Source organism: Allorhizobium sp. GW101-3B10 (assembly GCF_059424725.1).
On sequence record NZ_JBWKZR010000001.1, the window covers coordinates 1,672,050 to 1,693,640 of the forward strand.

The 21,591-nt window shown below is 60.4% G+C and carries 23 protein-coding genes; 2 read left to right on the top strand and 21 right to left on the bottom strand.

Annotation, left to right across the window (positions count from 1 at the left end; translation table 11 throughout):
• Nucleotides 1-30 precede the first annotated feature (30 nt).
• The 7 genes from AC07Y0_RS08010 to AC07Y0_RS08040 all read right to left on the bottom strand — a co-directional run bounded on the left by AC07Y0_RS08010 (nt 31) and on the right by AC07Y0_RS08040 (nt 5,511).
• Nucleotides 31-798, bottom strand: a complete 768-nt coding sequence (locus AC07Y0_RS08010) for an SDR family oxidoreductase (RefSeq protein ID WP_498676155.1) — start codon at nt 796-798, stop codon at nt 31-33.
• A gap of 59 nt (nt 799-857) precedes the next feature.
• Complete coding sequence (locus AC07Y0_RS08015; protein WP_498676157.1) at nt 858-1,532, bottom strand: 4-carboxy-4-hydroxy-2-oxoadipate aldolase/oxaloacetate decarboxylase; 675 nt, start codon at nt 1,530-1,532, stop codon at nt 858-860.
• Between the two features lie 105 nt (nt 1,533-1,637).
• A complete protein-coding gene (locus AC07Y0_RS08020) occupies nt 1,638-2,474 on the bottom strand; it encodes an ABC transporter substrate-binding protein (protein WP_498676160.1) in 837 nt (278 codons plus the stop codon).
• Between the two features lie 31 nt (nt 2,475-2,505).
• Nucleotides 2,506-3,273: an amino acid ABC transporter ATP-binding protein gene (locus tag AC07Y0_RS08025; protein WP_498676162.1), complete on the bottom strand. Its 768-nt coding sequence runs from the start codon at nt 3,271-3,273 to the stop codon at nt 2,506-2,508.
• Entirely contained in the window at nt 3,270-4,028 is a 759-nt protein-coding gene (locus AC07Y0_RS08030; RefSeq protein ID WP_498676164.1) for an amino acid ABC transporter permease, read from the bottom strand. The genes AC07Y0_RS08025 and AC07Y0_RS08030 overlap by 4 nt, the downstream gene beginning before the upstream one ends.
• Nucleotides 4,025-4,732, bottom strand: a complete 708-nt coding sequence (locus tag AC07Y0_RS08035; protein ID WP_498676165.1) for an amino acid ABC transporter permease — start codon at nt 4,730-4,732, stop codon at nt 4,025-4,027. Before AC07Y0_RS08035 ends, AC07Y0_RS08030 begins: the two co-directional genes overlap by 4 nt.
• Entirely contained in the window at nt 4,729-5,511 is a 783-nt protein-coding gene (locus tag AC07Y0_RS08040; protein ID WP_498676166.1) for an SDR family oxidoreductase, read from the bottom strand. Before AC07Y0_RS08040 ends, AC07Y0_RS08035 begins: the two co-directional genes overlap by 4 nt.
• A 204-nt stretch (nt 5,512-5,715) precedes the next feature.
• Here AC07Y0_RS08040 and nac point away from each other — a divergent pair, with 204 nt between their 5' ends.
• Entirely contained in the window at nt 5,716-6,621 is a 906-nt protein-coding gene (gene nac / locus AC07Y0_RS08045; RefSeq protein WP_498680198.1) for a nitrogen assimilation transcriptional regulator NAC, read from the top strand.
• A 20-nt stretch (nt 6,622-6,641) separates the two neighbouring features.
• Here the strand turns inward: nac and AC07Y0_RS08050 are convergent, their stop codons facing one another.
• The 8 genes from AC07Y0_RS08050 to AC07Y0_RS08085 form a co-directional block, all read right to left on the bottom strand.
• Nucleotides 6,642-7,847 (bottom strand): pyridoxal phosphate-dependent aminotransferase, encoded by a 1,206-nt coding sequence (locus AC07Y0_RS08050; protein ID WP_498676169.1) that lies wholly within the window; start codon nt 7,845-7,847, stop codon nt 6,642-6,644.
• A 60-nt stretch (nt 7,848-7,907) separates the two neighbouring features.
• Complete coding sequence (locus AC07Y0_RS08055) at nt 7,908-8,675, bottom strand: LamB/YcsF family protein (protein WP_498676171.1); 768 nt, start codon at nt 8,673-8,675, stop codon at nt 7,908-7,910.
• 34 nt (nt 8,676-8,709) lie between these two features.
• On the bottom strand, nt 8,710-9,705 hold the full coding sequence (locus AC07Y0_RS08060) for a 5-oxoprolinase subunit C family protein (RefSeq protein ID WP_498676174.1): 996 nt from the start codon (nt 9,703-9,705) through the stop codon (nt 8,710-8,712).
• Nucleotides 9,702-10,409 (bottom strand): 5-oxoprolinase subunit PxpB, encoded by a 708-nt coding sequence (gene pxpB, locus AC07Y0_RS08065; protein WP_498676177.1) that lies wholly within the window; start codon nt 10,407-10,409, stop codon nt 9,702-9,704. The genes AC07Y0_RS08060 and pxpB overlap by 4 nt, the downstream gene beginning before the upstream one ends.
• A complete protein-coding gene (locus AC07Y0_RS08070) occupies nt 10,406-10,813 on the bottom strand; it encodes an acetyl-CoA carboxylase (protein WP_498676179.1) in 408 nt (135 codons plus the stop codon). The genes pxpB and AC07Y0_RS08070 overlap by 4 nt, the downstream gene beginning before the upstream one ends.
• Nucleotides 10,810-12,201, bottom strand: a complete 1,392-nt coding sequence (locus AC07Y0_RS08075) for an acetyl-CoA carboxylase biotin carboxylase subunit (RefSeq protein WP_498676181.1) — start codon at nt 12,199-12,201, stop codon at nt 10,810-10,812. Before AC07Y0_RS08075 ends, AC07Y0_RS08070 begins: the two co-directional genes overlap by 4 nt.
• Nucleotides 12,201-12,626 carry an acetyl-CoA carboxylase biotin carboxyl carrier protein gene (locus AC07Y0_RS08080; protein WP_498676183.1) on the bottom strand — a complete coding sequence of 142 codons (426 nt, stop codon included), beginning with the start codon at nt 12,624-12,626 and terminating at the stop codon, nt 12,201-12,203. The genes AC07Y0_RS08075 and AC07Y0_RS08080 overlap by 1 nt, the downstream gene beginning before the upstream one ends.
• Before the next feature lie 553 nt (nt 12,627-13,179).
• Nucleotides 13,180-13,524 carry a hypothetical protein gene (locus AC07Y0_RS08085; RefSeq protein WP_498676184.1) on the bottom strand — a complete coding sequence of 115 codons (345 nt, stop codon included), beginning with the start codon at nt 13,522-13,524 and terminating at the stop codon, nt 13,180-13,182.
• Nucleotides 13,525-13,570: 46 nt separating this feature from the next.
• On the opposite strand from AC07Y0_RS08085, the gene AC07Y0_RS08090 reads away from it, so the two are divergent.
• Nucleotides 13,571-13,981 carry a tyrosine-type recombinase/integrase gene (locus AC07Y0_RS08090; protein WP_498680199.1) on the top strand — a complete coding sequence of 137 codons (411 nt, stop codon included), beginning with the start codon at nt 13,571-13,573 and terminating at the stop codon, nt 13,979-13,981.
• Nucleotides 13,982-14,196: 215 nt separating this feature from the next.
• Here the strand turns inward: AC07Y0_RS08090 and tkt are convergent, their stop codons facing one another.
• From tkt to AC07Y0_RS08120, 6 genes are all read right to left on the bottom strand, one after another.
• Nucleotides 14,197-16,182 carry a transketolase gene (gene tkt / locus AC07Y0_RS08095; protein ID WP_498676186.1) on the bottom strand — a complete coding sequence of 662 codons (1,986 nt, stop codon included), beginning with the start codon at nt 16,180-16,182 and terminating at the stop codon, nt 14,197-14,199.
• A gap of 26 nt (nt 16,183-16,208) precedes the next feature.
• Nucleotides 16,209-16,976: a triose-phosphate isomerase gene (locus AC07Y0_RS08100; RefSeq protein ID WP_498676188.1), complete on the bottom strand. Its 768-nt coding sequence runs from the start codon at nt 16,974-16,976 to the stop codon at nt 16,209-16,211.
• A gap of 46 nt (nt 16,977-17,022) precedes the next feature.
• Nucleotides 17,023-17,946: a sugar phosphate isomerase/epimerase family protein gene (locus AC07Y0_RS08105; protein ID WP_498676189.1), complete on the bottom strand. Its 924-nt coding sequence runs from the start codon at nt 17,944-17,946 to the stop codon at nt 17,023-17,025.
• A gap of 81 nt (nt 17,947-18,027) precedes the next feature.
• Nucleotides 18,028-18,723, bottom strand: a complete 696-nt coding sequence (locus tag AC07Y0_RS08110; protein ID WP_498676191.1) for an HAD-IA family hydrolase — start codon at nt 18,721-18,723, stop codon at nt 18,028-18,030.
• 12 nt (nt 18,724-18,735) lie between these two features.
• Nucleotides 18,736-20,148 (bottom strand): dihydrolipoyl dehydrogenase, encoded by a 1,413-nt coding sequence (gene lpdA / locus AC07Y0_RS08115; RefSeq protein ID WP_498676192.1) that lies wholly within the window; start codon nt 20,146-20,148, stop codon nt 18,736-18,738.
• A gap of 114 nt (nt 20,149-20,262) precedes the next feature.
• Nucleotides 20,263-21,585, bottom strand: coding sequence for an acetoin dehydrogenase dihydrolipoyllysine-residue acetyltransferase subunit (locus AC07Y0_RS08120; protein WP_498676194.1), 1,323 nt, complete (start codon nt 21,583-21,585; stop codon nt 20,263-20,265).
• Nucleotides 21,586-21,591 lie beyond the last annotated feature (6 nt).

Consider the following 21,591-nt stretch of genomic DNA (forward strand, 5'->3'; position numbering starts at 1 on the left):
TGGCGATAATGTCGAAGCCGACCTGATGCCTCACAGGCTGGTGGTGATGCCGCCATCGACATAAAGCGTGTGTCCGTTGACAAAAGAGGAAGCCTTGCTCGACAGGAAGACGGCCGCGCCAACCAGTTCGTCGACATTGCCCCAGCGGGCAGCGGGCGTGCGTTTCTCAAGCCATGACGAGAACTCCGCACTATCGACCAGCGCCTGGTTGAGCGGTGTCTTGAAATAGCCGGGCGCCAGCGCATTGACCTGCAGGCCGTATTTGGCCCAATCGGCGCACATGCCGCGGGTGAGGTTTTTCACAGCACCCTTGGTCGCGGTGTAGGGCGCGATGCCGGGACGTGCGAGTTCACTCTGCACCGAGGCGATGTTGACGATCTTGCCCCGGCCGCGGTCGATCATATGCCGTGCCACAGCCTGGCCGACATAGAATACGCTGGAGACATTGGTCTTCAACAACTGTTCCCAGCGATCGATCGGAAAATCCTCCAGGGGCGTGCGGAACTGCATGCCAGCATTGTTGATCAGGATGTCGATCGGCCCGACAGTTTGCTCGATTGTGTCCACGCCGCTCTTTACCGCGTTGGCATCGGTCACGTCGAAATCGCTGACAGCGACCTCATGTCCCGCCAGCCGCAAACGGTCGGCCGCAGCCTCCAGCTTGGCGCCATCTCGGCCGTTCAACACAACCGATGCACCATGTTCGGCAAGCCCTTGCGCAAGGGCAAATCCGATTCCCTGCGCCGAACCCGTCACCAGGGCACGATGCCCGGAAAGATCGAAAAGTGGGAAGGTCATTCAAACCTCCTTACGATATGAGAAAATGCTGACTTAAGTCGGAAGCGGGTGGACCGCGCTCAAATGTCGACGACCAGACCCTTGGCTTTCAGAACCGCCTCCAGATTGCTGACTTCGATCACCGACTTCCCCTGCTTGTAGGCTTCGATAAAGCCGGCCTCGGCATCCTCTCGTGCCTGCGAAAGCCTTGCAGCCTCCTGGGCTTCCCCGCGGCGCACCACCACCAAGCCGTCGGCATCGCCGACGATGATGTCGCCGGGATGAATGATCTCTCCGCCTACGATGATGGAATCGTTGACCGCAGCAATGGTTTCCTTGACGGTGCCCTTGATGCAGACGCTGAGCGAAAAGACCGGGAAACCCAAGTCGCGCAACTGAAGCGTGTCGCGAACACCGGTATCGGTCACCAGCCCGCCGATGCCTTTCGCAAGGCAGGCATTGGCGAGAACGTCTCCAAAGGAGCCGGCTTCCTCATATTCGCCAGCCGACACGACGATGATATCGCCGGGCTTGGCATAGTTGATGGCAAGCTGCAGCATGACGTTGTCGCGTGGGGCACATTTGACCGTGAAGGCCGGGCCACACAGTTTCATGCGGTAGTCGACCGGCTTCAGGCGCGAGGACAAGGCGCCGCGACGCCCTTGAGCTTCATGGATCGTCGCCGGCGAGAATTTGGCAAGGGCCTCGATATCGGCTTTTGCAGGCCGTTCGGCGATGTCTTTGATGTGGATCACTGGAATTCCTCCCACGGTTGGACCGGCGGCGGGAACGTCCCGCCGCCTTCTGTCACGCATTTTCTTACTTGATGGAGACTGCAGCCGGGCAAGAGCCCTGCGGCATCAGGGGATCGGGTCGAACTTCAACTCGGAGAGCGGCACGACCTTGTCGGCGCGGGTCATCTTGTATTCAGTATCCGGGCCAAGCCACTTGTCCCAGATCTTGTTGATCTCGCCCGAGGTATCGAGTGTTCGCAGCACTTCGTTGATCTTGGCGGTCAGCGCCGGATTGTCCTTGGCCATGCCGATGCCGATTGGCTGGAACAGCATCGGATCCATGATCATCCGCATTTCCTTGCCCTTAGTCTTGGATTCGTTGACGAACTTGGTCGTCGTCATGGTGTTGGCCACCATGCCGCGGGCCTTGCCCTGCTGGACGGCCAGATAGGCAGACGCCGTATCCTGGAAGGTCAGCGGCTCTGATTTGTTGAGCTTGATCGACATTTCCGAGGTCGAACCCTTGGTCGAGGCTATGCGCTGGCCTTCGAAATCGGACTTCTTCTGGCCGGCATCGTCGGCCGGAACGATCAGCATTTCCTTGGCGAGGTAATAGGGATCGCTGAACTGGATCTGCTCAGCGCGACCCAACGTGTAAGCGAGATTGGCGACGGTGATATCAACGCGGCCAAGCTTGACTTCCGGCACGCGGGCTTCGACCGAAACGGGCTTGACCTCGGCCTTGACGCCAAGTTCCTTGGCGATGGCACCGCACAGATCGACGTCGAAACCGGCCATTTCGCGGGTTTTCGGATCGGGCGAAGCGAATGGTGGTACGTCGGCGAACGTGGCGCAACGCAGTGTTTTCGACGACATGATCGTGTCGAGCTGATCGGCCTTGGCCGGCGAGATTGCCGCAGCACTCGCGAGAGCGGCCGTGAGAGTTATGCATTTCCAGTTCATTGCTGTTCTCCTTTGTTATTGATCATAAATCTCAGTGTCGCAGATCGGCGAGAAACCGCTGGGCACGGGGATGGCGGGGATTTTTAAAGAACTCCTCGGGCGGCGCCGTTTCGAGGATTTCACCGGCATCGATGAACCAGATGCGGTCGGCGACCTCGCGCGCGAAGCCCATTTCATGGGTGACGCAAAGCATAGTCATGCCGTCGGCTGCCAGGCTCTTCATCACAGCCAGAACCTCACCGACCATCTCGGGGTCGAGTGCGCTGGTTGGCTCGTCGAACAGCATGACCGGCGGCTCCATGGCAAGCGCCCGTGCAATCGCCACGCGCTGCTGCTGTCCACCGGAAAGCTGGGCCGGATAGGCCTGCGCCTTGTCGGCAAGCCCGACGCGGTCCAGCAGCTTCAGCGCCTTGTCATAGGCGACATCAGGCGCCACGCCCTTCACCCGCACCGGCGACATCGACACGTTTTCGACCACCGACAGATGTGGGAACAGGTTGAAATTCTGGAACACGAAGCCGATACGACTGCGCAGCAGGTTGAGCTCCCGAGTCCGCATCGGCGCATGAATGTTCTGACCGTCGAAGCTGATCGAACCGGCGCTGATCTCCTCCAGGCGGTTGATGGTGCGGATCAGGGTGGACTTGCCGGAACCCGACGGGCCGCAGATCACCACCACCTCGCCGCGGGCCACCACCGCATCGATATTCTTCAGGACCGGATAGTCGCCATAGCTCTTGTAGACATTCGAAAGGCGTATGGCCTGAAGATCTTGATTTGATGGTGCTGACACGGTCATGGCTGCTCCGATACAATTTTGGACGTTGCCAGCGACACGGGTGCCGCACGGTTGCTGACGCCGGCGCGCCGGCGCGTGATCCGTCGCTCGATGACGTTGGCGACATGCGTCAGGCTCCAGCAGATGGCGTAGTAGACGACTGCCAGGATGAGGAAGACCTGGAACGGTTGGGTCAGCAGCTGGTTGTTGACCTGGCTTGCCGCAAACGTGAGGTCCGGCACGTTGATGACATAACCGAGCGTCGTATCCTTGATCGTCGAGACGAAGGTGGAGATGATGCTCGGGATCATGTTGTAGAGCGCTTGCGGCAGGATGACGAACCGCATCGCGCCGAGATAGCTATGTCCCAACGCCTTGGCCGCTTCCATCTGGCCGTGACCCAGCGCCACGATACCGCCGCGCACCACTTCGCTGAGAAAGGCGCCCTGATAGACCACGAGCGTCGTCAACATTGTCACGAAGCTTGGAACGTCCGCCCCGGTCAAAAGCGGCACCAGGAAGTAGCTCCACAGAATGAGCATCAGCAGAGGCACACCGCGGGTGAAATAGACCAAAGCCGTCACCGGCCACCGCAACAGCCGCCACTTTGACAGGCGGGCCAACGCAAACAAGATGCTGACTGGGAAGGCCAGAGCTATGCTGAGCGCCGAGAGGATAAGCGTATTCGCCAGGCCGCCGAGCGGACCGTTCGGATACTGGCCGATCAGAAGCAGGAGCCAGTAGTCATTGATGATCGCGATGATGTCGTTGATCATGTGCGCGCACTCCGGACGGGGTCGGCGCGCATTGACAGATAGACGCCTGCAGCCATGATCAACAGCGAGAAGAACAGATAGAGCATCGTGCCGATCAGGTAGATCTCGAAGGTGCGGAAGCTCAAGTTCTCCACTTCCTTGACGGCATGCGTCAGTTCGGGAGCGCCGATGACGATGGCCAGACTGCTGTTCTTGAACAGGGAAACACTGTGATTGATCAGCGGCGGCAAAGCATTGCGCGCACCTTGCGGCAGGATCACAAAGCGCATCGCGGAGAGATAGCCGTGGCCGAGCGCTGTGGCCGCCTCCATCTGCCCGGGGCCTACCGAGCGCAGGCCGGAGCGTAGGTCTTCACTGAAATATGCCGCCTGACACAGGCCGAGGCCAAGGACGGCGAAAATGGTTTCGGCATTATGCGCCACCAGCCACGAGGTCAGCCAATCCGGCAAAAGCGTGAAAATGCCGAAGTACCAAAGCATCAGCTGCACGAGTGTTGGCACGTTGCGGTGATAGGAGACATAGGCGGCGACAAACCGGTCGCCAAAACGGAATGGAGAAAACCGGATGCAAAGCAGGGTGAATGCCAGCGTCATCGCCAGCATCCACGAGCCGAAAAAGATCACGAAGGTCATTTCGATGCCGTGCAGCAGCATCGCGGTGTAGTCTGGATTGGTCAGGATGGCCGAGAGATCGAACCCTTTCACCGCTTGCGCTCCCCACCATCAGCCGCTTCCTCCGGGGCCGGCTGCGGCCGCGCGGTCTGCAGGCCGCCCATGACCTGAAGCGTCGGGGTGATCTCCATGTGCCCGATATTCATCGATACAGGCGCGGCAATTGCGAAGGCGATCGCGTCGGCAATATCGGACGCCTGAGGCAGTTCGAAACCGTCGATGAAGCGTTCACGGATGCTTGGATCGTTGCCGTGAACATGGTTGAAGATGTCGGTGGCAACCCGTCCGGGGCAGATTTCTGTCACGCGGACACGCTTGCCGAAAGCATCGAGCCGCAACTGGTTCGACAACATGGCGACGCCGGCCTTGACGACGTGATAGGTGGAGTTACCGCCAAAATTGTAGTTTCCGGCGATGGAGGATATGTTGATGACGTGACCGCGGTCGCGCGCCACCATGCCGGGCACGATCAGGCGGCAGATATGCAGCACGGCGCGCAGATTGACGTCGACGAGCAGGTCGATATCGGCTTCATCCGCCTCCAGAAATTTCTTTGGCCGGTCGACGCCAGCATTGTTGACGAGAATGTCGAACTGAACACGGCTTGCCATTTCGGCAATAGCGGCCCTATCCGTGACGTCGATGACATGGGGGATGCAGCCGGTGCGGGCCGCCAGTTGTTGAAGAGCATCGCCACTGCGGGCGATCGCGTGAACTTCGATATTCTCGCGACGAAACCGTTCCACGACGGCAGCACCGATACCGGAGGATGCGCCGGTCACCAATGCGGTTTTGTAATCGGAGAAAGGCATTGTGAACCCCTTGTTGTTGTCTGAGACACTAGCGAAGCTTCAATTCCTTGCCTAAGACCGATTATCTCTGGAGCAATAAGCAACTTGTATGGAGGGCAGAAATCCCCGGCCTTCCAGTGGATTCAGTTACCGTCGGGTCGCTTTGCAAAAGGCGCGCCGGTCTGTAAACATGCGCTTGCGCAGATTGAAAAGTACCCGATCCTCATGGACATCAGACGTCTCAAATCTTTCATCGTGATCGTGGATAGCGGCAGCATAACGCGCGCTGCCGATCTACTGCATATCGCCCAGCCGGCGCTTAGCCAGCAATTGGCAGCGCTGGAGGAGCATTTTGGCCAGAAACTGCTGATCCGCAGCCAGCAAGGCGTCAGCATGACGGATGCAGGCCATGCCGTTTACCGCCATTCCCAGATCATTCTTCGCCAGATGGAGCAGGCACAGGCGGATGCCGCCGCCGCCGGCAATTCGTTGGCCGGGCGCGTTTCCGTCGGGCTTGTCCCGTTCAGTAGCGCTGCGACCCTGTCCGTCGAGCTCCTGGCCGAAACACGCCGACGCCATCCCGGCATCCTGCTGCATCTCACCGAAAGCGTCGGCCAGACCTATAGCCAGATGATTATGAACGGCCGGTTGGAAATGGCCCTTATCCACGGCAATGGACCGATCAAGGGCGTCCGGTTCGATCCGATCCTGAGCGAAGAATTCTATCTGGTTGCCCATCGCGACTTCGGGATCGAAGCAGACGGCAAGCAGGTACCCCTGGCGGCACTGGACGGCATGCCACTTCTGCTGCCGCCGGCTTACAATTTCGTCCGTCGTGCGGTTGATACCGCTTTCACCCGGACGCGCAATAATATGAAGGTGGTGGCGGAGGTCGAGATCGTCCGGACGCTTGCCCGGGCGGTTGCCGCCGGTCTTGGCGCCACCATCATGCCGAAGGCCATTGCCGATCGCATCGTGACGGAAACCAGTGAACCGCTGATCTGCCGGATCATCTCCCCGCGGATCGAGGAGACGCTGTCGCTGTGCGTCTCCGATCAGAACTCGCTATCGGAACCGGCCCTTGCGGTCAGGGACATTCTTGTCGAGCTGACCGAAGGACTGAAAAACTAGAGGACGATACGGCTCAAGGTTCAGTGCGTGTCGTTGCAGAATTGGGCGATGCGGGCGCAGCCCTCGTTCAGCATCTCCATGCTGGTGGCATAGGAAATGCGGAAATAGGGGCTCATGCCATAGGCGGCACCCTGGACGGTGGCGACATGGTGCTCTTCGACAAGCGCCATGACGAAATCCACATCGGTCTCGATCTTGCGCCCGCCCTTGCTGGTCTTGCCGATCAGGCCCGCCATGTTTGGATAAAGGTAGAATGCACCCTCCGGCTTGTGGCAGCGCAGGCCTTCCACTTTCGACAGCGCTTCGACAACAAAATCACGTCTTTCCCGGTAGATCGCCGCGCGCTCCTTGAGCAGGTCCTGCGGCCCATCGAGAGCTGCGATAGCCGCAGCCTGGGTGAGCGTGGATATCCCACCGCCGTTCTGGCCGTTGACGTTGCTGATGGCGGCCATCAGTTCCTTGGAGCCGCTGGCGCAGAAGCCAAGCCGCCAGCCGGTCATGGCATAGGCCTTTGAGACACCGTTCATGGTTAGCACGCGATCGTGGAGCCCAGGTTCGACCTCCGCAATCGTGCAGAATTCGAAATCATCATAGACCAGATGTTCGTAGATATCGTCCGTCAGGATAAACACATGGGGATGGCGCAGCATCACCTCGGCAATCGCGGCCATCTCGGCGCGCGAGCAGGCAGCCCCCGTCGGATTGTTGGGGAAGTTCAGAAACAGCCATTTGGTGCGCGGCGTGATCGCGGCCTCCAGATCCTCCGGCCGCAACTTAAAGCCGGCGTGCCCGTAGCAAGGAACCGCAACGGGCACGCCGCCAGCGAATTTGACGATATCGGCATAGCTGACCCAGGATGGCGAGGGGATAACGACCTCGTCACCGGGATTGCAGGTCGCCAGCATCGCATTGAAGATCACCTGTTTGCCACCGCCCGATACGACGATCTGGCTGGCATCATAGTCGAGATTGTTGTCGCGCTTGAACTTCCTGCTGATCGCCGCCTTGAGCGCAGCCGTGCCATCCATCGGCGGATATTTGGTATCGCCCTTCAGCGACGCCGCATGCGCCGCCTCGATCGCATGGGCCGGCGTCGGAAAATCCGGCTCGCCGGAAGACAGGCTGACAACTTTGATCCCCTTGGCAGCCAGTTCCCTGGCGCGCTGAGTCATGACGGCAGAGGCGGAGATGGAGACATTCTTCAGACGGTCGGCTGTGATGGACATAGGATGATCTTTCGATGGAAGATTGCAAAGGGGTCGCCGTGCGGACGACCGGAGTTCGGTTCAGCTGGCGAGTTCGCGCGCCGGTGCGAGGGTGGCACCAACCGCTTCGATCTCGCTGCGAACGATGCGCGCAAGCTCCAGCGCGCCGGGCGTGTCGCTGTGGACAAGAATAGAGCGTGCCGGCATGGCGATGACGCTTCCGTCGATCGCCTCGACAGTTCCATCGACAAGGAAGCGACGCACGCGCTTGCGCACCGAGGTTTCAGCCTTGACCAGTGCGCCCGGCAAACCACGGGCAACGAGCGTTCCGCTTACATCATAGGCGCGGTCGGCCAGAAACAGCGCCAGCGTTTTCAGCTTGGCGCGCTTTGCCGCCTTTTCGATCTCGCTTCCGGCAGTCACGAGAACGACGATGCGGGAATCGACGGCGGCGATGGCATTCATCATCAGGTCGGCAAGGGCGGGGTCACGGTTGACCATGTTGCCCATGGCCGCGTGGAAGCTGAAATGACCGACCGTCATATCCTCGCTTCTGGCAATCGCAATCAGGGCGCCGAGTTGGTAGAGCATCTGCTGGCGCAACTCATCCGCTTGGAACGGCATTTCGCGACGGCCGAAGCCCATGCGGTCCGGCAGGCCCGGATGCGCGCCGATACCGACGCCATTCTCCTTCGCCAGTCGCACCATGCGCGCCATCGTATCGGGATCGCCACCATGGAAGCCGCAGGCGATATTGGCCGACGACACGATTTTCATCATCGCCTCGTCATCGCACAGCCGGTAAGGGCCAAACCCTTCGCCCATGTCGGAATTCAAATCGATCTTCATCGTATCTCCCTTTTGGTCCGCGATGGCCCGCTCGCTAGGCAAGAGCCCGCAGCGTGCGTTTGACCATCTGCGATGTAACCCTGACATCTTCGAGGTACCGGGCCACGGCCTGTTCCACAGCGCGCGCTTCCGCGTGGGTCGAGCGCACGAACCGCAACCGGGTTCCGATCCTTGCCTGACCCAGCCGCCACAGGTCGCATTCGATAACACCGGCAATCTTCGGATAGCCCCCGGCCGTGTTGGCGTCGCTCATCTGCACGATCGGTTCGCCGCTGGGTGGAACCTGGATCACCCCTGGCACGACGCCGTGGGAGCGCATCTCGACAATTTCCGTCGGCATGATGGGTTCACCGGAGAGGCGGTAGCCAGTGCGGTCGCTGCGCGACGAAATCCGCCAAGTCTGGCTCCAGAACGCTGCGCCGTCCTCGGCAAAAAGACCGTGCTCTCCGGCCGGCAAGGCGCGGATCAGCAAGGCACCATCGGCGGATTGCGGAAAGACATCGCTTAGCGCTATGGCCGGTTCAATCACCGCGAGACCCGAAGCCGGCATCGGGAGGATATCGGCACCCTCCCCGATGGCGATCCGATCGCCCTTCTCCAGCGGCCGTCCGGTATAGCCGCCAAAGCCACCCCGCAGCGAAGTGCTGCGCGAGCCCATGACCGACGGCACGTCCAGGCCACCGGCGACGCAGACATAGGTACGCGCCAGTTTCGGCGGCTGGCTCAGTTCGAGAACCTGTCCGGCTTCGACGCCATAGGCGCACCACGCCAGCAGTTCGACGCCGTCCAGAAGCGGATTGCCATCCGTGCCGGCAACGACAAAAGTGCAGCGCTGATCGAAACGCAGGCGGAAGGGGAAGGTCTGGATTTCCAGCATGGCCGCGCCTTCGTCATTGCCGACGAGACTGTTGCCGATCCTGACCGCAAGCGGGTCCATGGCGCCGCTGGAGGACACGCCGATATCGCGATAACCCGGGCGTCCGAGGTCTTGCACTGTGTTGAAGGGGCCGGTTTCGATGATCTCGATCATAGCTCGATCCTCGCAGGCAGGAACCGTACCGTGTCGCCAGGTGCCATTATGGCCGGCGTCGGCGACAGCGGATCGAACATCTGCAGCTCAGCAAAGCCTATGGAATTCCAGCCGTTGGGGCCGGTCAGCATGGCGACACCCGTCTGCATACCGCCGATAGTAACGCAGCCCTTGGCCATCTTTAGCGACGGCACGGTCTTGCGCGGCATATAGAGGCGTGGATCGAGACCGTGCAGATAACCGAAGCCCGGCGCACTGCCGAGCGCGAAGACCCGGTAGGTCGCTTCGTAATGCAGCCGCACGACGTCCCGCGCGCTCAGGCCTGAAAGGTCGCACAGCGCGGCCAGGTCCGTGGCGAACTCTCCGCCATAGTGGACGGGTATCTCGATGGTCTTGCCCGCAAGATCGATGCTCCGGGAATTGTCCCATGCGGCCAGCAGTCTTCCGACAACCTCGTCCGGATCCTCCGGCGTTTCCTTGAGGATTGCCAGGAGGTTGGTCATGCCGGGAATGATCTCCGCCAGATCCGTCCAGCCCTTCAGCGTTTGCGTCAAAGCCCAGATACGCCGTTGCGCCGCCAGATCGAAGTCGCCAGGCGCCTCCAGCAGGAAGGATCTTGTTCCGATCGTCGAGATGCGGGCACGGTTCTTGCTCGCCGGAACGATCTCGTAAGGCGTCGCGTGTTTGTTCGGCGTGGCTATCATCGTTGTGCCTCGATCTCGAAAAGGGCGCCCCCAAAACCGACCAGTTCATCGGGCTCGGCAAGCCGTCTTGCCAAAAGACCGGTCCGGCCGGCAGTGACAGGGACGAGAATTGGGCCAACACCAACAAAGCCCAGCACCTCTGTGGCCGCGACGGCACGCGGCAGGTCTGCCAATTCGTCCGCGTAGCCGGGGCGCTGCAGACGGAAAATGCCCGCCATCGGCGCCTTGACGGCAAAGGTCTGAGCGGATGTCATTGCTGCGGTCCGGGTTGCGGGCTCAGGCGAGATGACGATCCGCAGCTGTCCAGAAGCGTCGGAGATTTCCAGTCCATCGACACCGGCCGCCGTCAATGCGTCGGTCAGGAAGGCGATGGTTTCCGGATCGCTGAAATCGATCGCGCTCATGGCCTGCTCCGCTTCTTCAACCATTGCTCCAGATAGTGGATGTCCGTCTCGCCGTTCGCAAAGACGCCGTCCTCAAAAAGGACCCGCAGGAAGGGAATGTTTGTGGAAATGCCGTCGATGCGCGTATCGGCCAACGCTTTGCGCATTTTCTCCATTGCCTGCTCACGCGATGGCGCATGGACGATCACCTTGGCGATCAGCGAGTCGTAGTAGGGCGACACCTTGTAACCCGCGTGGATATGGGTATCGACACGGATGCCTTCGCCTTCCGGCAGGCTGAGGTCAGTGATCGTACCCGCCGACGACATGAAGCTCTCGGGATCCTCGGCATTGATGCGGCATTCAAAGGAGTGGCCTTCGCATTGCACATCCGCCTGGGTCATGATGAGAGGAATACCCTGCGCGGCCTTGATCTGCTCCTGGACGATATCCAATCCGCTCGTCAACTCGGTGACGGGATGCTCGACCTGTAGCCGCGTGTTCATCTCAATGAAATAGAACGCATCATCCTCGTAGAGAAATTCGAAGGTCCCGACACCCCGGTAGCCGATCTGCTGGCAGGCTTTCACGCAGGCCGTACCGACCGGTCCGATGATCTCGGGCGCAATGCCGGGTGCCGGCGCTTCTTCGACAACCTTCTGATGGCGCCGCTGCATCGAGCAATCGCGATGGCCGAGCCAGACCGCATTGCCGTGGCTGTCGCACAGAACCTGAATTTCGATATGGCGTGGATGCTGGAGGAACTTCTCTATGTAGAGGGCTGGCGAGCCAAACGCTTGCCGCGCCTCCTCTCGCGTCAGCGCAACGGCATCGTGCAGCAGTCCAGGTTGCGGAACGACACGCATGCCGCGCCCGCCGCCGCCACCGGCCGCCTTGATGATTACCGGATAGCCGATTTCAAGCGCAATCTGTTCCACCGCTGAAGGATCTTCGGGAAGCGCCGTGTCGGGACCGGGGACGCAAGGCACTCCGGCCGCGATCATCGCCCGCTTAGCCGAGATCTTGTCACCCATAATTGCAATCGCACTGGAGGAAGGTCCGATAAAAACCAGCCCCGCCCTTTCCACCGCCTCGGCGAAGGCTGCATTCTCCGACAGGAAGCCGTAGCCCGGATGGATGGCCCCGGCACCTGTGAGGCGCGCGGCCAGAAGAATTGCATCCTGGTTCAAATAGCTTTTCGCCGCGCTCGAAGGACCGATGCAAACAAAACTGTCGGCGGTCTTGCCGTAGGGGGCCTCACGATCAACCTCGGAACATATGCAGACCGTCTTGAGACCGAGATCGCGGCCCGCGCGCTGGATGCGCGTGGCGATCTCGCCTCGGTTGGCAATCAGGACCGTATCGAAGCGCATGCTGGATACAGAGGCCTCGTCGAGCGGTGACCCCATCACGCGATCTCCGCCAGCACGTCGCCGGTCTCGACCTCGCCGCCATCGATATCGGTCAGGCGGGCGATGCGCCCGGAGCACGGTGCCGCGATTGCATTGAACACCTTCATTGCTTCAATGACGAACAGCGTTTGGCCTTCCTCCACCGGGTCGCCAAGCCTGACGAACGGCGCCTGCCCAGGTGCTGGCGAGCGGTGCAACACGCCAGAGACAGGGGCCGTGACTGGAAAGACAGCAGCCGGCGTGGCGACCCCAGCATCGCTTGGCCCCAGGGCCTGCGAGTGCCCAGAATCCGACGCCGGCTCCGAACCGGGCCTGTCGCTCCGGAAAATTCGAACCGTTACGTCTTTCTCGGTCACCGCCAACTCGGTAACATTTGATCGTCCGACAAAATCGATCAAAGTTTTGATTTTCAACAGGTCCATAAGCGTGCCCGGTACTTCAGAATGACTGCACCGCACCCCGGACTGTCGGGGTCGGTTTGAACTGCCTTCTTCCGTAACACGAGCACTCCCCCGATGGGGGCAGACGAACTTTTGATGGACCGGCTTCATCCCCTCCTTCAACGCCCGCAAGACGTAGTGACCACCGACAGAAAGCGCAGGCCAGTTGCGTCCCGCACCGAGAAAAGCAGACTTGTCTTCGCCTTGAAACGATCCGAACCGCCGCCCCTCTCGATCATCGGCGCGACGGCGAAGACGGGAGCCTTGAAATATCTCTGTGTTTCCTTTTTTTCAGGCTCTTGCAGCACTGTCTCTTCCGTCTTGTTTAAGCTCGTTTTGTCCCAACTCCGCTCGTTTGTAGCTGGATTTGACAGACGCCCTGCGGCGGCGGCATGGCTCAAACCGCGCGAGCGGGCGCTCTCGAAACCAGGGGCAATCGCCAAATTAAAAACGCTGATTCGACGACCTTGCCAAGGTCATCGACCGCTATACCGAGGAACCCGTCACGGAGATTGGTCGCACAAAAGCGCAAGTCTTAAAGGCGATCAAGAACCACGACATCGCCAACATGCCTTGTTCTTCGATCAAATCGAAAGACATCGTTGAAATTCGGCTGTCGCTGACGGCCAAACCACAGACCGTCGGCAACTACGCCAGTCATCTCGCGGCGATCTTCGCCATTACGCGACTGATGTGGGACTACCGGCGCGAAGAACAGGAGATGAAGGACGCGATCAAAGTCGCTCGACGCATGGGCACTATCTCCCGCTCCGCGCAACGCGATCGAAGACCCACATTGGATGAAGTCGATCGACTGATCGGCCATTTTATGGAACGGCGGATGAAAGCTCCCCTGGCAATGCCGATCCACAAAAAACATCGTCTTCGCTCTTTTCTCCACACGTCGCCAGGAGGACATCACGCGGATCGAATGGAGAGATTTTCAGCGGGAGCACAGACATGTCCTCGTGCGGGACATGAAACATCCTGGAAAGAAAATCGGCAATGACGCCTGGGCGGACCTTCCGGAGCAGGCAATCCAGATCGTCGACACCATGCCAAAGAGCAAACGGCAGATCTTCCCCTACTCCACCGACGCCATCTCGGCGAACTTCACGCGTGCCTGCAAACTGCTTGATATCGACGATCTCCACTTTCACGACCTACGGCACGAGGGCATTTCACGGCTGTTTGAGATGGGCTGGAATATCCCCCATGTGGCTGCGGTCAGCGGGCACCGTTCATGGATCAACCTCAAACGCTATACACACATCCGTGAAACAGGTGATAAGTATGCTGACTGGATTGGTCTGACGTTAGCGATCGAGACCAGGTAGAGAGCTTATCAAAGCCGTGCCAGATGATATTGGCCAACAATCGGCATTTGGCGATGCCCAAGCGCTAGTTGCGGGGGCCTGATTGCACAGTGACGTGTAATTTCGTTGCCTTGAACCTGTTCGGACCTGCTTGTCACAACGACAGGACCAACCCTTGGCGGAGGTACAAAAATTGAATGCTCCGCTCGAGCAGACCGCAAGGATTGGCGGCTTTGTCAACATGCCAGCCTTTTTTCCGCTGCTGCAACGATCGCCTCAACGGTGATTCCGAAGTGCCGATACAGGTCCTTTGCCGGACCTGAGGCTCCAAAGGACTGCATGCCTATGAAAGTGCCGTCATTACCGATGAAATAGTCCCAACCCTGACGGATCGCGGCTTCGGTCGCGATCTTGACGGGCGCTTCACCAATGACGGACTTGCGGTAGTCGTCCGGCTGTTCGGCAAACAGTTCGAAGCAGGGAACGGAGACAATGCGGGCGGCGATACCCTTGCCATTCAAGACTTCCGCAGCCTTGACCGCGAGTTCGACTTCCGAACCGGACACGAAGATCGTGACCTTGGCATTGTCGGCCGATCGCAATTCGTAGGCCCCTCTGGCGCATAGGTTTTCTCCCACATAGTCGAGGCGCGACGGGGCAAGGGTCTGGCGGGTGAGCGCGAGGCCGGACGGGCGATGCTGTTCTTTCAGTGCCAGTTGCCAGCATTCCGCCGTCTCAACGGCGTCAGCCGGGCGGAACATCAGGAGGTTCGGGATCGCACGCAACGCTGCCATCTGTTCAACCGGCTCATGGGTCGGACCGTCTTCTCCAACGCCGATGGAGTCATGGGTCAGGACGTGGATGACGCGGATGCCCATCAGCGCAGCAAGACGGATCGACGGACGGCAATAGTCCGAGAAGATCATGAAGCCACCGGCATAGGGGATGAGGCCGCCATGCAGCGCAATCCCGTTCATAGCCGCCGCCATGCCGTGCTCTCGGATGCCCCAGTGCATGTAGCGCCCGGAAAAATCAGCCGGTGTGATCGATTTCATTTGGCTGGTCTTGGTGTTGTTCGACGGCGTCAGGTCGGCCGAACCGCCAAAGGTTTCCGGCAGAAGGCCATTGATGACCTCAAGCGCGTCTTCCGAGGCCTTGCGGGTGGCGATCGCGGGTGGGCTGCCGGCCAGTTTCCGCTTGTAGGTGTCCATCGCGCTGTCCAAGCCAGCCGGGAGTTCGCCAGCAAAACGGCGCGTGAACTCGGACTTCCTGGCCGTTTCAGTTGCGGCAAGACGCGCATCCCAGGCCTTGTTTGCTTCAACGGAGCGCAATCCAGCGGCACGCCAGGCGTCGAGCATGTCGGCGGGAATGCTGAAGGCTTCCGATTCCCAGTTCAGCGCCGTGCGAGCAGCAGCGATTTCGTCTGCGCCGAGCGGCGAGCCGTGCACCTTGTGCGTACCCTGCTTGTTCGGTGCGCCAAAACCGATCACCGTTTTGCAGGCTACCAGCGTCGGGAGATCGGATTTCTGGGCAGCCTCAATTGCGGCAGCGATCTCATCGGGATTGTGGCCATCGACGCGGATCGTGTTCCAGTGAACGGCCCGAAAGCGGGCAATCTGGTCGGTTGAGTCCGTCAGCGAAACCGCACCGTCGATGGTGATGTTGTTGTCGTCCCAGAAGACGATCAGCTTGTTGAGCTTCAGGTGCCCGGCCAGCGCGATGGCTTCGTGGCTGATGCCCTCCATCAGGCAACCGTCGCCGCATATCACATAGGTAAAATGATCCTGCAGGTCGGAACCGAACTCTTCCGCGAGCTTGCGTTCGGCAATCGCCATGCCGACTGCATTGGCAATGCCCTGGCCAAGCGGTCCGGTCGTCGTCTCGATGCCCGAGGCATGTCCATATTCCGGATGGCCCGCCGTCTTCGAGCCCAGCTGACGGAAGGACCTGATATCCTCGATCGTCATGTCCTCATAGCCCGTGAGGTAGAGCAGCGAGTAGATGAGCATCGAGCCGTGGCCGGCCGAGAGTACGAAACGGTCGCGGTCCGCCCAGAGCGGGGCCTTTGGATTGAACTTCAGGTACCGGGAGAACAGGACCGTTGCCACATCGGCTGCCCCCAGGGGCAGGCCCGGGTGGCCGGAGTTGGCCTTTTCAACGGCATCCATCGAAAGGAAGCGGATCGCGTTTGCCATCCGGTCGTGTTTTTCGCGAGAGATCATGACTTTTCCGATGTTTCAGGGATCGACTAAACGACAGCGGTGACCCGTTTAAAAATGTCCAGATAGCCTTCCACGGTCCAGGCGGAGCGGCCGATGAACAGGCCATCGATGGCCGGCTGGCTGGCAAGCTCAGCACAGTTCAGTGCGTTGACGCTGCCGCCATAGAGAATGGGAACAGCGCGACCCAAACAGGCGCTGGCGACAGCCGCGATTTTTTCGTGTCTTGCACTGGCATAGTCTATCGTCGCCGGGATCCCGTTGACGCCGATCGCCCAGACGGGTTCGTAGGCGATCAGGATTGTCGCCGCCTTCTCCGGCCCATCCAGAAGCGAAAGGGCACCCTCGACCTGTCGACGCAGGACGGCGTCGGCTTCTCCGGCCTCGCGCTGCGCCAGCGTCTCGCCGATACAGATCAGCGGTATCAGGCCATGACGGACGGCCGCCGCCGTTTTCAGGCCCACGGTCGCATCGGTCTCATTGAAGAACTCGCGCCGTTCACTGTGACCGATCTCGACCAGGTCGAGGTTGCAGTCCCTGAGCATGACCGGCGATATTTCTCCCGTCCAAGGCCCGCCATTGTCCCAGTGCATGTTCTGGGCGCCGACCTTCACACTTGTAGAGGCAAGGCGCTCCTTGACCTGGCGCATTGTGGTGAACGGCGGCACGATGAAGCGCTGGACGCGCGGATGGCTGTCCCCATCGGCGGCAGCCAGCCCATCGGCGAAAGCAAGCGCCTCGGCCAAGGTCTTGTTCATCTTCCAGCTTGTTCCGACCCAAAGTGTCGAGGTGCTCATCTCATTCTCCTCCCGGCAACGGGCAATGTAATGTTGTCGGACATGGTCAGCGGTTGAAACCTGTGTCGATGTGAGGTTCCCAGTAAGCGACGGATTCCCGGATCATCGCGACGACATTGCTGTCGGTCGGTTCGCGCTCGCGGAAAGACAACTCCATGCAGATTTCGTTGTCGATGCCGCCTGCAGCCTCGATCGTGCGGATCACCTTCTCCGGCTGGATGCGGCCGTCCAGGTTGTGCTGAGCGGTGAAAGGCCAGTGGCCTCCCTTGTTGGTGGACGATTGCTTGACGTGGATAATGGGCGACTCGTGCGGAAAGGCGGCGGCCCAGGCATAGGGATCGCAATCGTCGGGATTGCTGGACGTGACATCACCATGGTCGATGTCGACGAGCATCTTGAACGGCAAGGGCAGTTTCGCAGCCGCAAGACGTTTGTCAAAGGATCGGCATTCGGCGATCGTGTGGCCAAATTCTCGCCCCACCGACATCGGCTCCCAGAACAGATAGGAAAGGCCTGCGGCTTCCGCGTGATCGGCCACCGCGTGCCAGCATTCGATCGCGATCTCGATCAAAGCTTCGCGACGCACCGGATCGTCATAGTCCTTCTGGGTGAAGACGGCGAACTGGGTACCCATGGCACTCGCCCCAAGCTCTGCGGAAATATCGGCCAGCGTGCGAAACCAGTCGATATAGTGGCGGCGGATATCGGCATCCGGATGACCGAAATGGTTGAGACGGCCATAGGTGCTGGTCATCATCGAGGTGACCTTCACGCCTGTTCTCTCCATCGCGCTCTGGAATTGCCGAAGGCGCTTGGCGATGACCGATGCGGGCCAGGACGGGTTGATAAACTCGGGAGTCAGCTGGATATGGCCGATCCGGATTCGCTCAGCCAGCGTGTCGATCAGGTCATCGACATCGGCGAACCGATTGACCAACGGATTTGTGTTCAGCGACAATCTCAGTGCCAAGATATTCCTCCTCAATATCACGACATGGCCGGCTCCGTGGCTTGGTGTCGTGTCTCGTTCTCTTGAATTCAACTGCTCGCCCTAGGCGGGGCATTCCCTCGCGATGCCCTCTATCGCCGTCGGAATGTCTGCGAACCGATCGACCAGCGCTTCTGGAAGCAGGGCTGCAAGCGGCGTCTTGGCATAACCGTAGCTCACAGCGATGACCGGCACGCCTGCAGCCTTGGCCGTTGCGACATCGACTTCGGAATCGCCAATGAAGATGATCCGATCGCCACCGCCGGCATGGCTCGCTGTTTCCAGCAGATGCCGTGGATCGGGTTTGCCCACGCCAAACGTATCCGGACCTGCAATGACGGGAAAAAAGTGTGCAAGCCCGAGGTCGCTCAGGATCGCCTTGGCATAGAGCTCGATCTTGTTGGTACAGACCGCAAGCCGCCAACCGTCTTCGGCGAGCATGGCAAGCGTCCGCTCGACATCCGGATAGGGCCTCGTTTCCCGCGACAGGTGCTCGGAATACAATTCGGTGAAGCGCGTGATCGCACGGAGACCCGGATCGTTCTGCCAATCGACAGCGCGCAGGGTCAAGGCCCCCCGAACCAGATTGGAAATGCCGTGACCGATGAGTTTGCGCGTTGCGGGGACGCCAATCGCTGGCAAACGCATTTCCAGCATCAGCCGGTCCAGGGCACCGGCAAGATCCGGAACGCTGTCGACCAGCGTTCCGTCCAGGTCGAAGACGATCGTCCCCTTGTGTTCACCAGAACGGTTGGTCATTTCCCGGTTTTCCTAGCCATGGATCGCGCGAGTTTCGGACGCGAGGACAGCTTCGTGCATGGCTTCCGACAAGGTTGGATGCGGGAAAATCGTTGCCGCAAGCTGTTCGCGTGTGGCCCCCATCGCCATGGCGAGGGAGAAGACGGGGATGAGTTCGCTGACATTGGGCCCGAGCATATGCGCGCCGATCACCTGACTGGTGGCTGTATCGAAGAGGACCTTGACCATGCCGTCGACTTCACCCAGCGTCACCGCCTTGCCGTTGCCCCGCAAATTGAAACGGCCGATCTCAACCTCCCGGCCGCTGGCAATGGCTGACTGTTCCGTCATGCCGATGGATGCCAACTGGGGATTGGCAAACACGCAGGACGGAACAGGTCCGAGACCTTGATGACCGGCACGTCCGGCGATCCCTTCTACGCAAATGATGCCTTCATGTTCAGCCTTGTGCGCCAACATTGGCGGCCCCGCGACATCGCCTATCGCATAGATGCCCGGTACGGTCGTGCGCCCCTGGGACAGTGTCCGAATGGCCCCATTCGACAATTCGACACCAAGACGCTCCAGCCCCAGTCCTTCGATATTGGCCACGACACCCGCTGCCGACAGAAGTTTTTCCGTATCGAGGATGCGCGTCTCGCCATCTGGAAGCGTGATCCTGACGCTCAAGCAGGCGCCGGCAACTGCGGCATTGGAAACACTCGCGCCACAGATGATCTCGATACCCTTCTTGTGCAATGCCTTGGCCATGAGATCCGCAACCTCGGCATCCTCCAGCGGCAGAATGCGCGGCATGCGCTCAACCAACGTCACCTTCGTCCCGAGTTCTGCATAGAAGGCTGCGAACTCGACACCGATGGCACCACCCCCGATGATGACAAGCGAAGACGGAATTGCCGTCGCAGTCATGGCATGATGATACGACCAGATGGCGCCACCATCCGGCTTAAGGCCTGGCAAGACGCGCTCGCGCGCACCGGTGGCGACGACAATATGTGAGGCTTCATAGTCCCCGGGCGGAAACACGCCCTTCGGCGTGTCGCCTGACGCCTCCCTCACCCGGACCAGGCCGCGATCAGCGATTTCAGCTTCGCCCCAGATCGTATCGATCTTGTTCTTGCGCAAGAGAAACTGCACGCCCGCGTTCAACTGGCCGGCAACGCTGCGCGAGCGCTCGACCATCTTTGACAGACTGATCGAAGGCTCGGCGGCGTCGATGCCAAAGCGGGAAGCGGTACGAAAACCATGCAGGATCTCGGCCGAGTGCAGCAATGACTTAGTGGGAATGCAGCCCCAGTTCAGGCAAATACCCCCGAGATGACGACGCTCCACCACGGCTGTTTTGAGGCCGAGTTGCGCGGCGCGGATTGCAGCGACATAGCCGCCCGGTCCCGCGCCGATGACGATCAAATCATAGGCTGGCATCCGCCTGTCCTTTCGAGAAAATCTGGAGAGAAGGCAAAGTATGTCCGGGGCTCCGGTCAGCCGCACTGTGTACCCTTGGGAGCACACAGTGCGGCCGGGAGGTGAAGCGCGCGATCAACCGGCGCTTCGAACGTTTTCCGCCACGAGCCGGCCGACAAGCGAGGCAGCTTCCAGCTGTGGCAGGTGCCCAACATTCGGCAGACGATAAAGGCCGACATGCGACGGCACTGCATCGGTCTGCTCGGACGGGATGATCCGATCCTCGCGGCCGACGATGGCCCGAACAGGTCCGCCAAAGCGGTGAAGGGCATCGCGGATCGAGAAGAGCTGCGTGTTGCCGGCGAAGACACCGGCCGCAAGACGCCCCTGGTGATCGACCATTGCCGTATCCTCACGCGCCGACAAGGTCGCACGAACCAGAACCCCAGGCAGTGAAGCCGGATCATGGACCAGCAGTTCGAGCCAGACCTTCAGCGCCGCCTCGCTCGTCGAGGAGAGGAAGCCGGCGACGTAGTCGCCGTTGATCCTCGGCCCGAGCCCGGCGGGTGCCAGAAGCGATAGCGAGCGCACCTGGAGACTCCCGCCACCGGCGATGCCTGCGGCAACAGCGGCACCGAGCGAATGGCCGACGAGGTGGAGCCGGTCGATCCCGCTGGCAGCGAGCGTGGCATGGACGGCTGCGGTCAGGCTGTCGAAATCGGTGACAGACGATGATGCAGCCGCGCCGTGACCGGGAAGATCAAGAGCAAGAATGGGATTGGTGAGGCCGATATGGGCAACAAACGGCCGCCAGGCGGAGACGTCTCCACCGAAACCATGAATGAGCACAACCGGATCGCCGGTTCCCGATTGAAGGGTGCGCAGAGGCAAAGCGCCGCCCGTGGCGCGAACCGTACCGCCGCTGAAGGGCAGAACGGACGATACACCAGGCTTGCTGCGCTGGAAGGCTTCAACGTCGCGCTTGACCACAGCACCCCGCGGCCCCGTGCCCGGGATCTGCGCGATATCGACCCCGGCGCTGCCGGCGAGCCGCCGCGCAAGCGGAGACGATCCACCGGTCCCCGTCTTCAGAAAAGCGGTTTCCAGTTCCCGACCGCGTTCGACAGGCGTGATTGACGCGCTCTCAACTGCCGTGCTGGCGGCCTCCTGGGCGTCTACGCGGGCAGTGCTCGTGGCGGCGGCGGTTTCCAGAACCTCGCCCTCGCTGCCGACCATGATGATCGGTTCGAGGACGGTTGCCATATCGCCGACCTTGTAGCGGATTTCCAGAACCGTGCCGGTCTCGAAGGCTTCCACTTCGAAAACGGCCTTCTCGGATTCCACCTCGGCGACGATATCGCCCTTCTTGACCTTGTCGCCGAGCTTGATGTTCAGTGCTGTAATCTTGCCTTCGGTCAGATCCTGCCCGACCTGCGGCATAAGAATGGGACGTGCCATCAGATT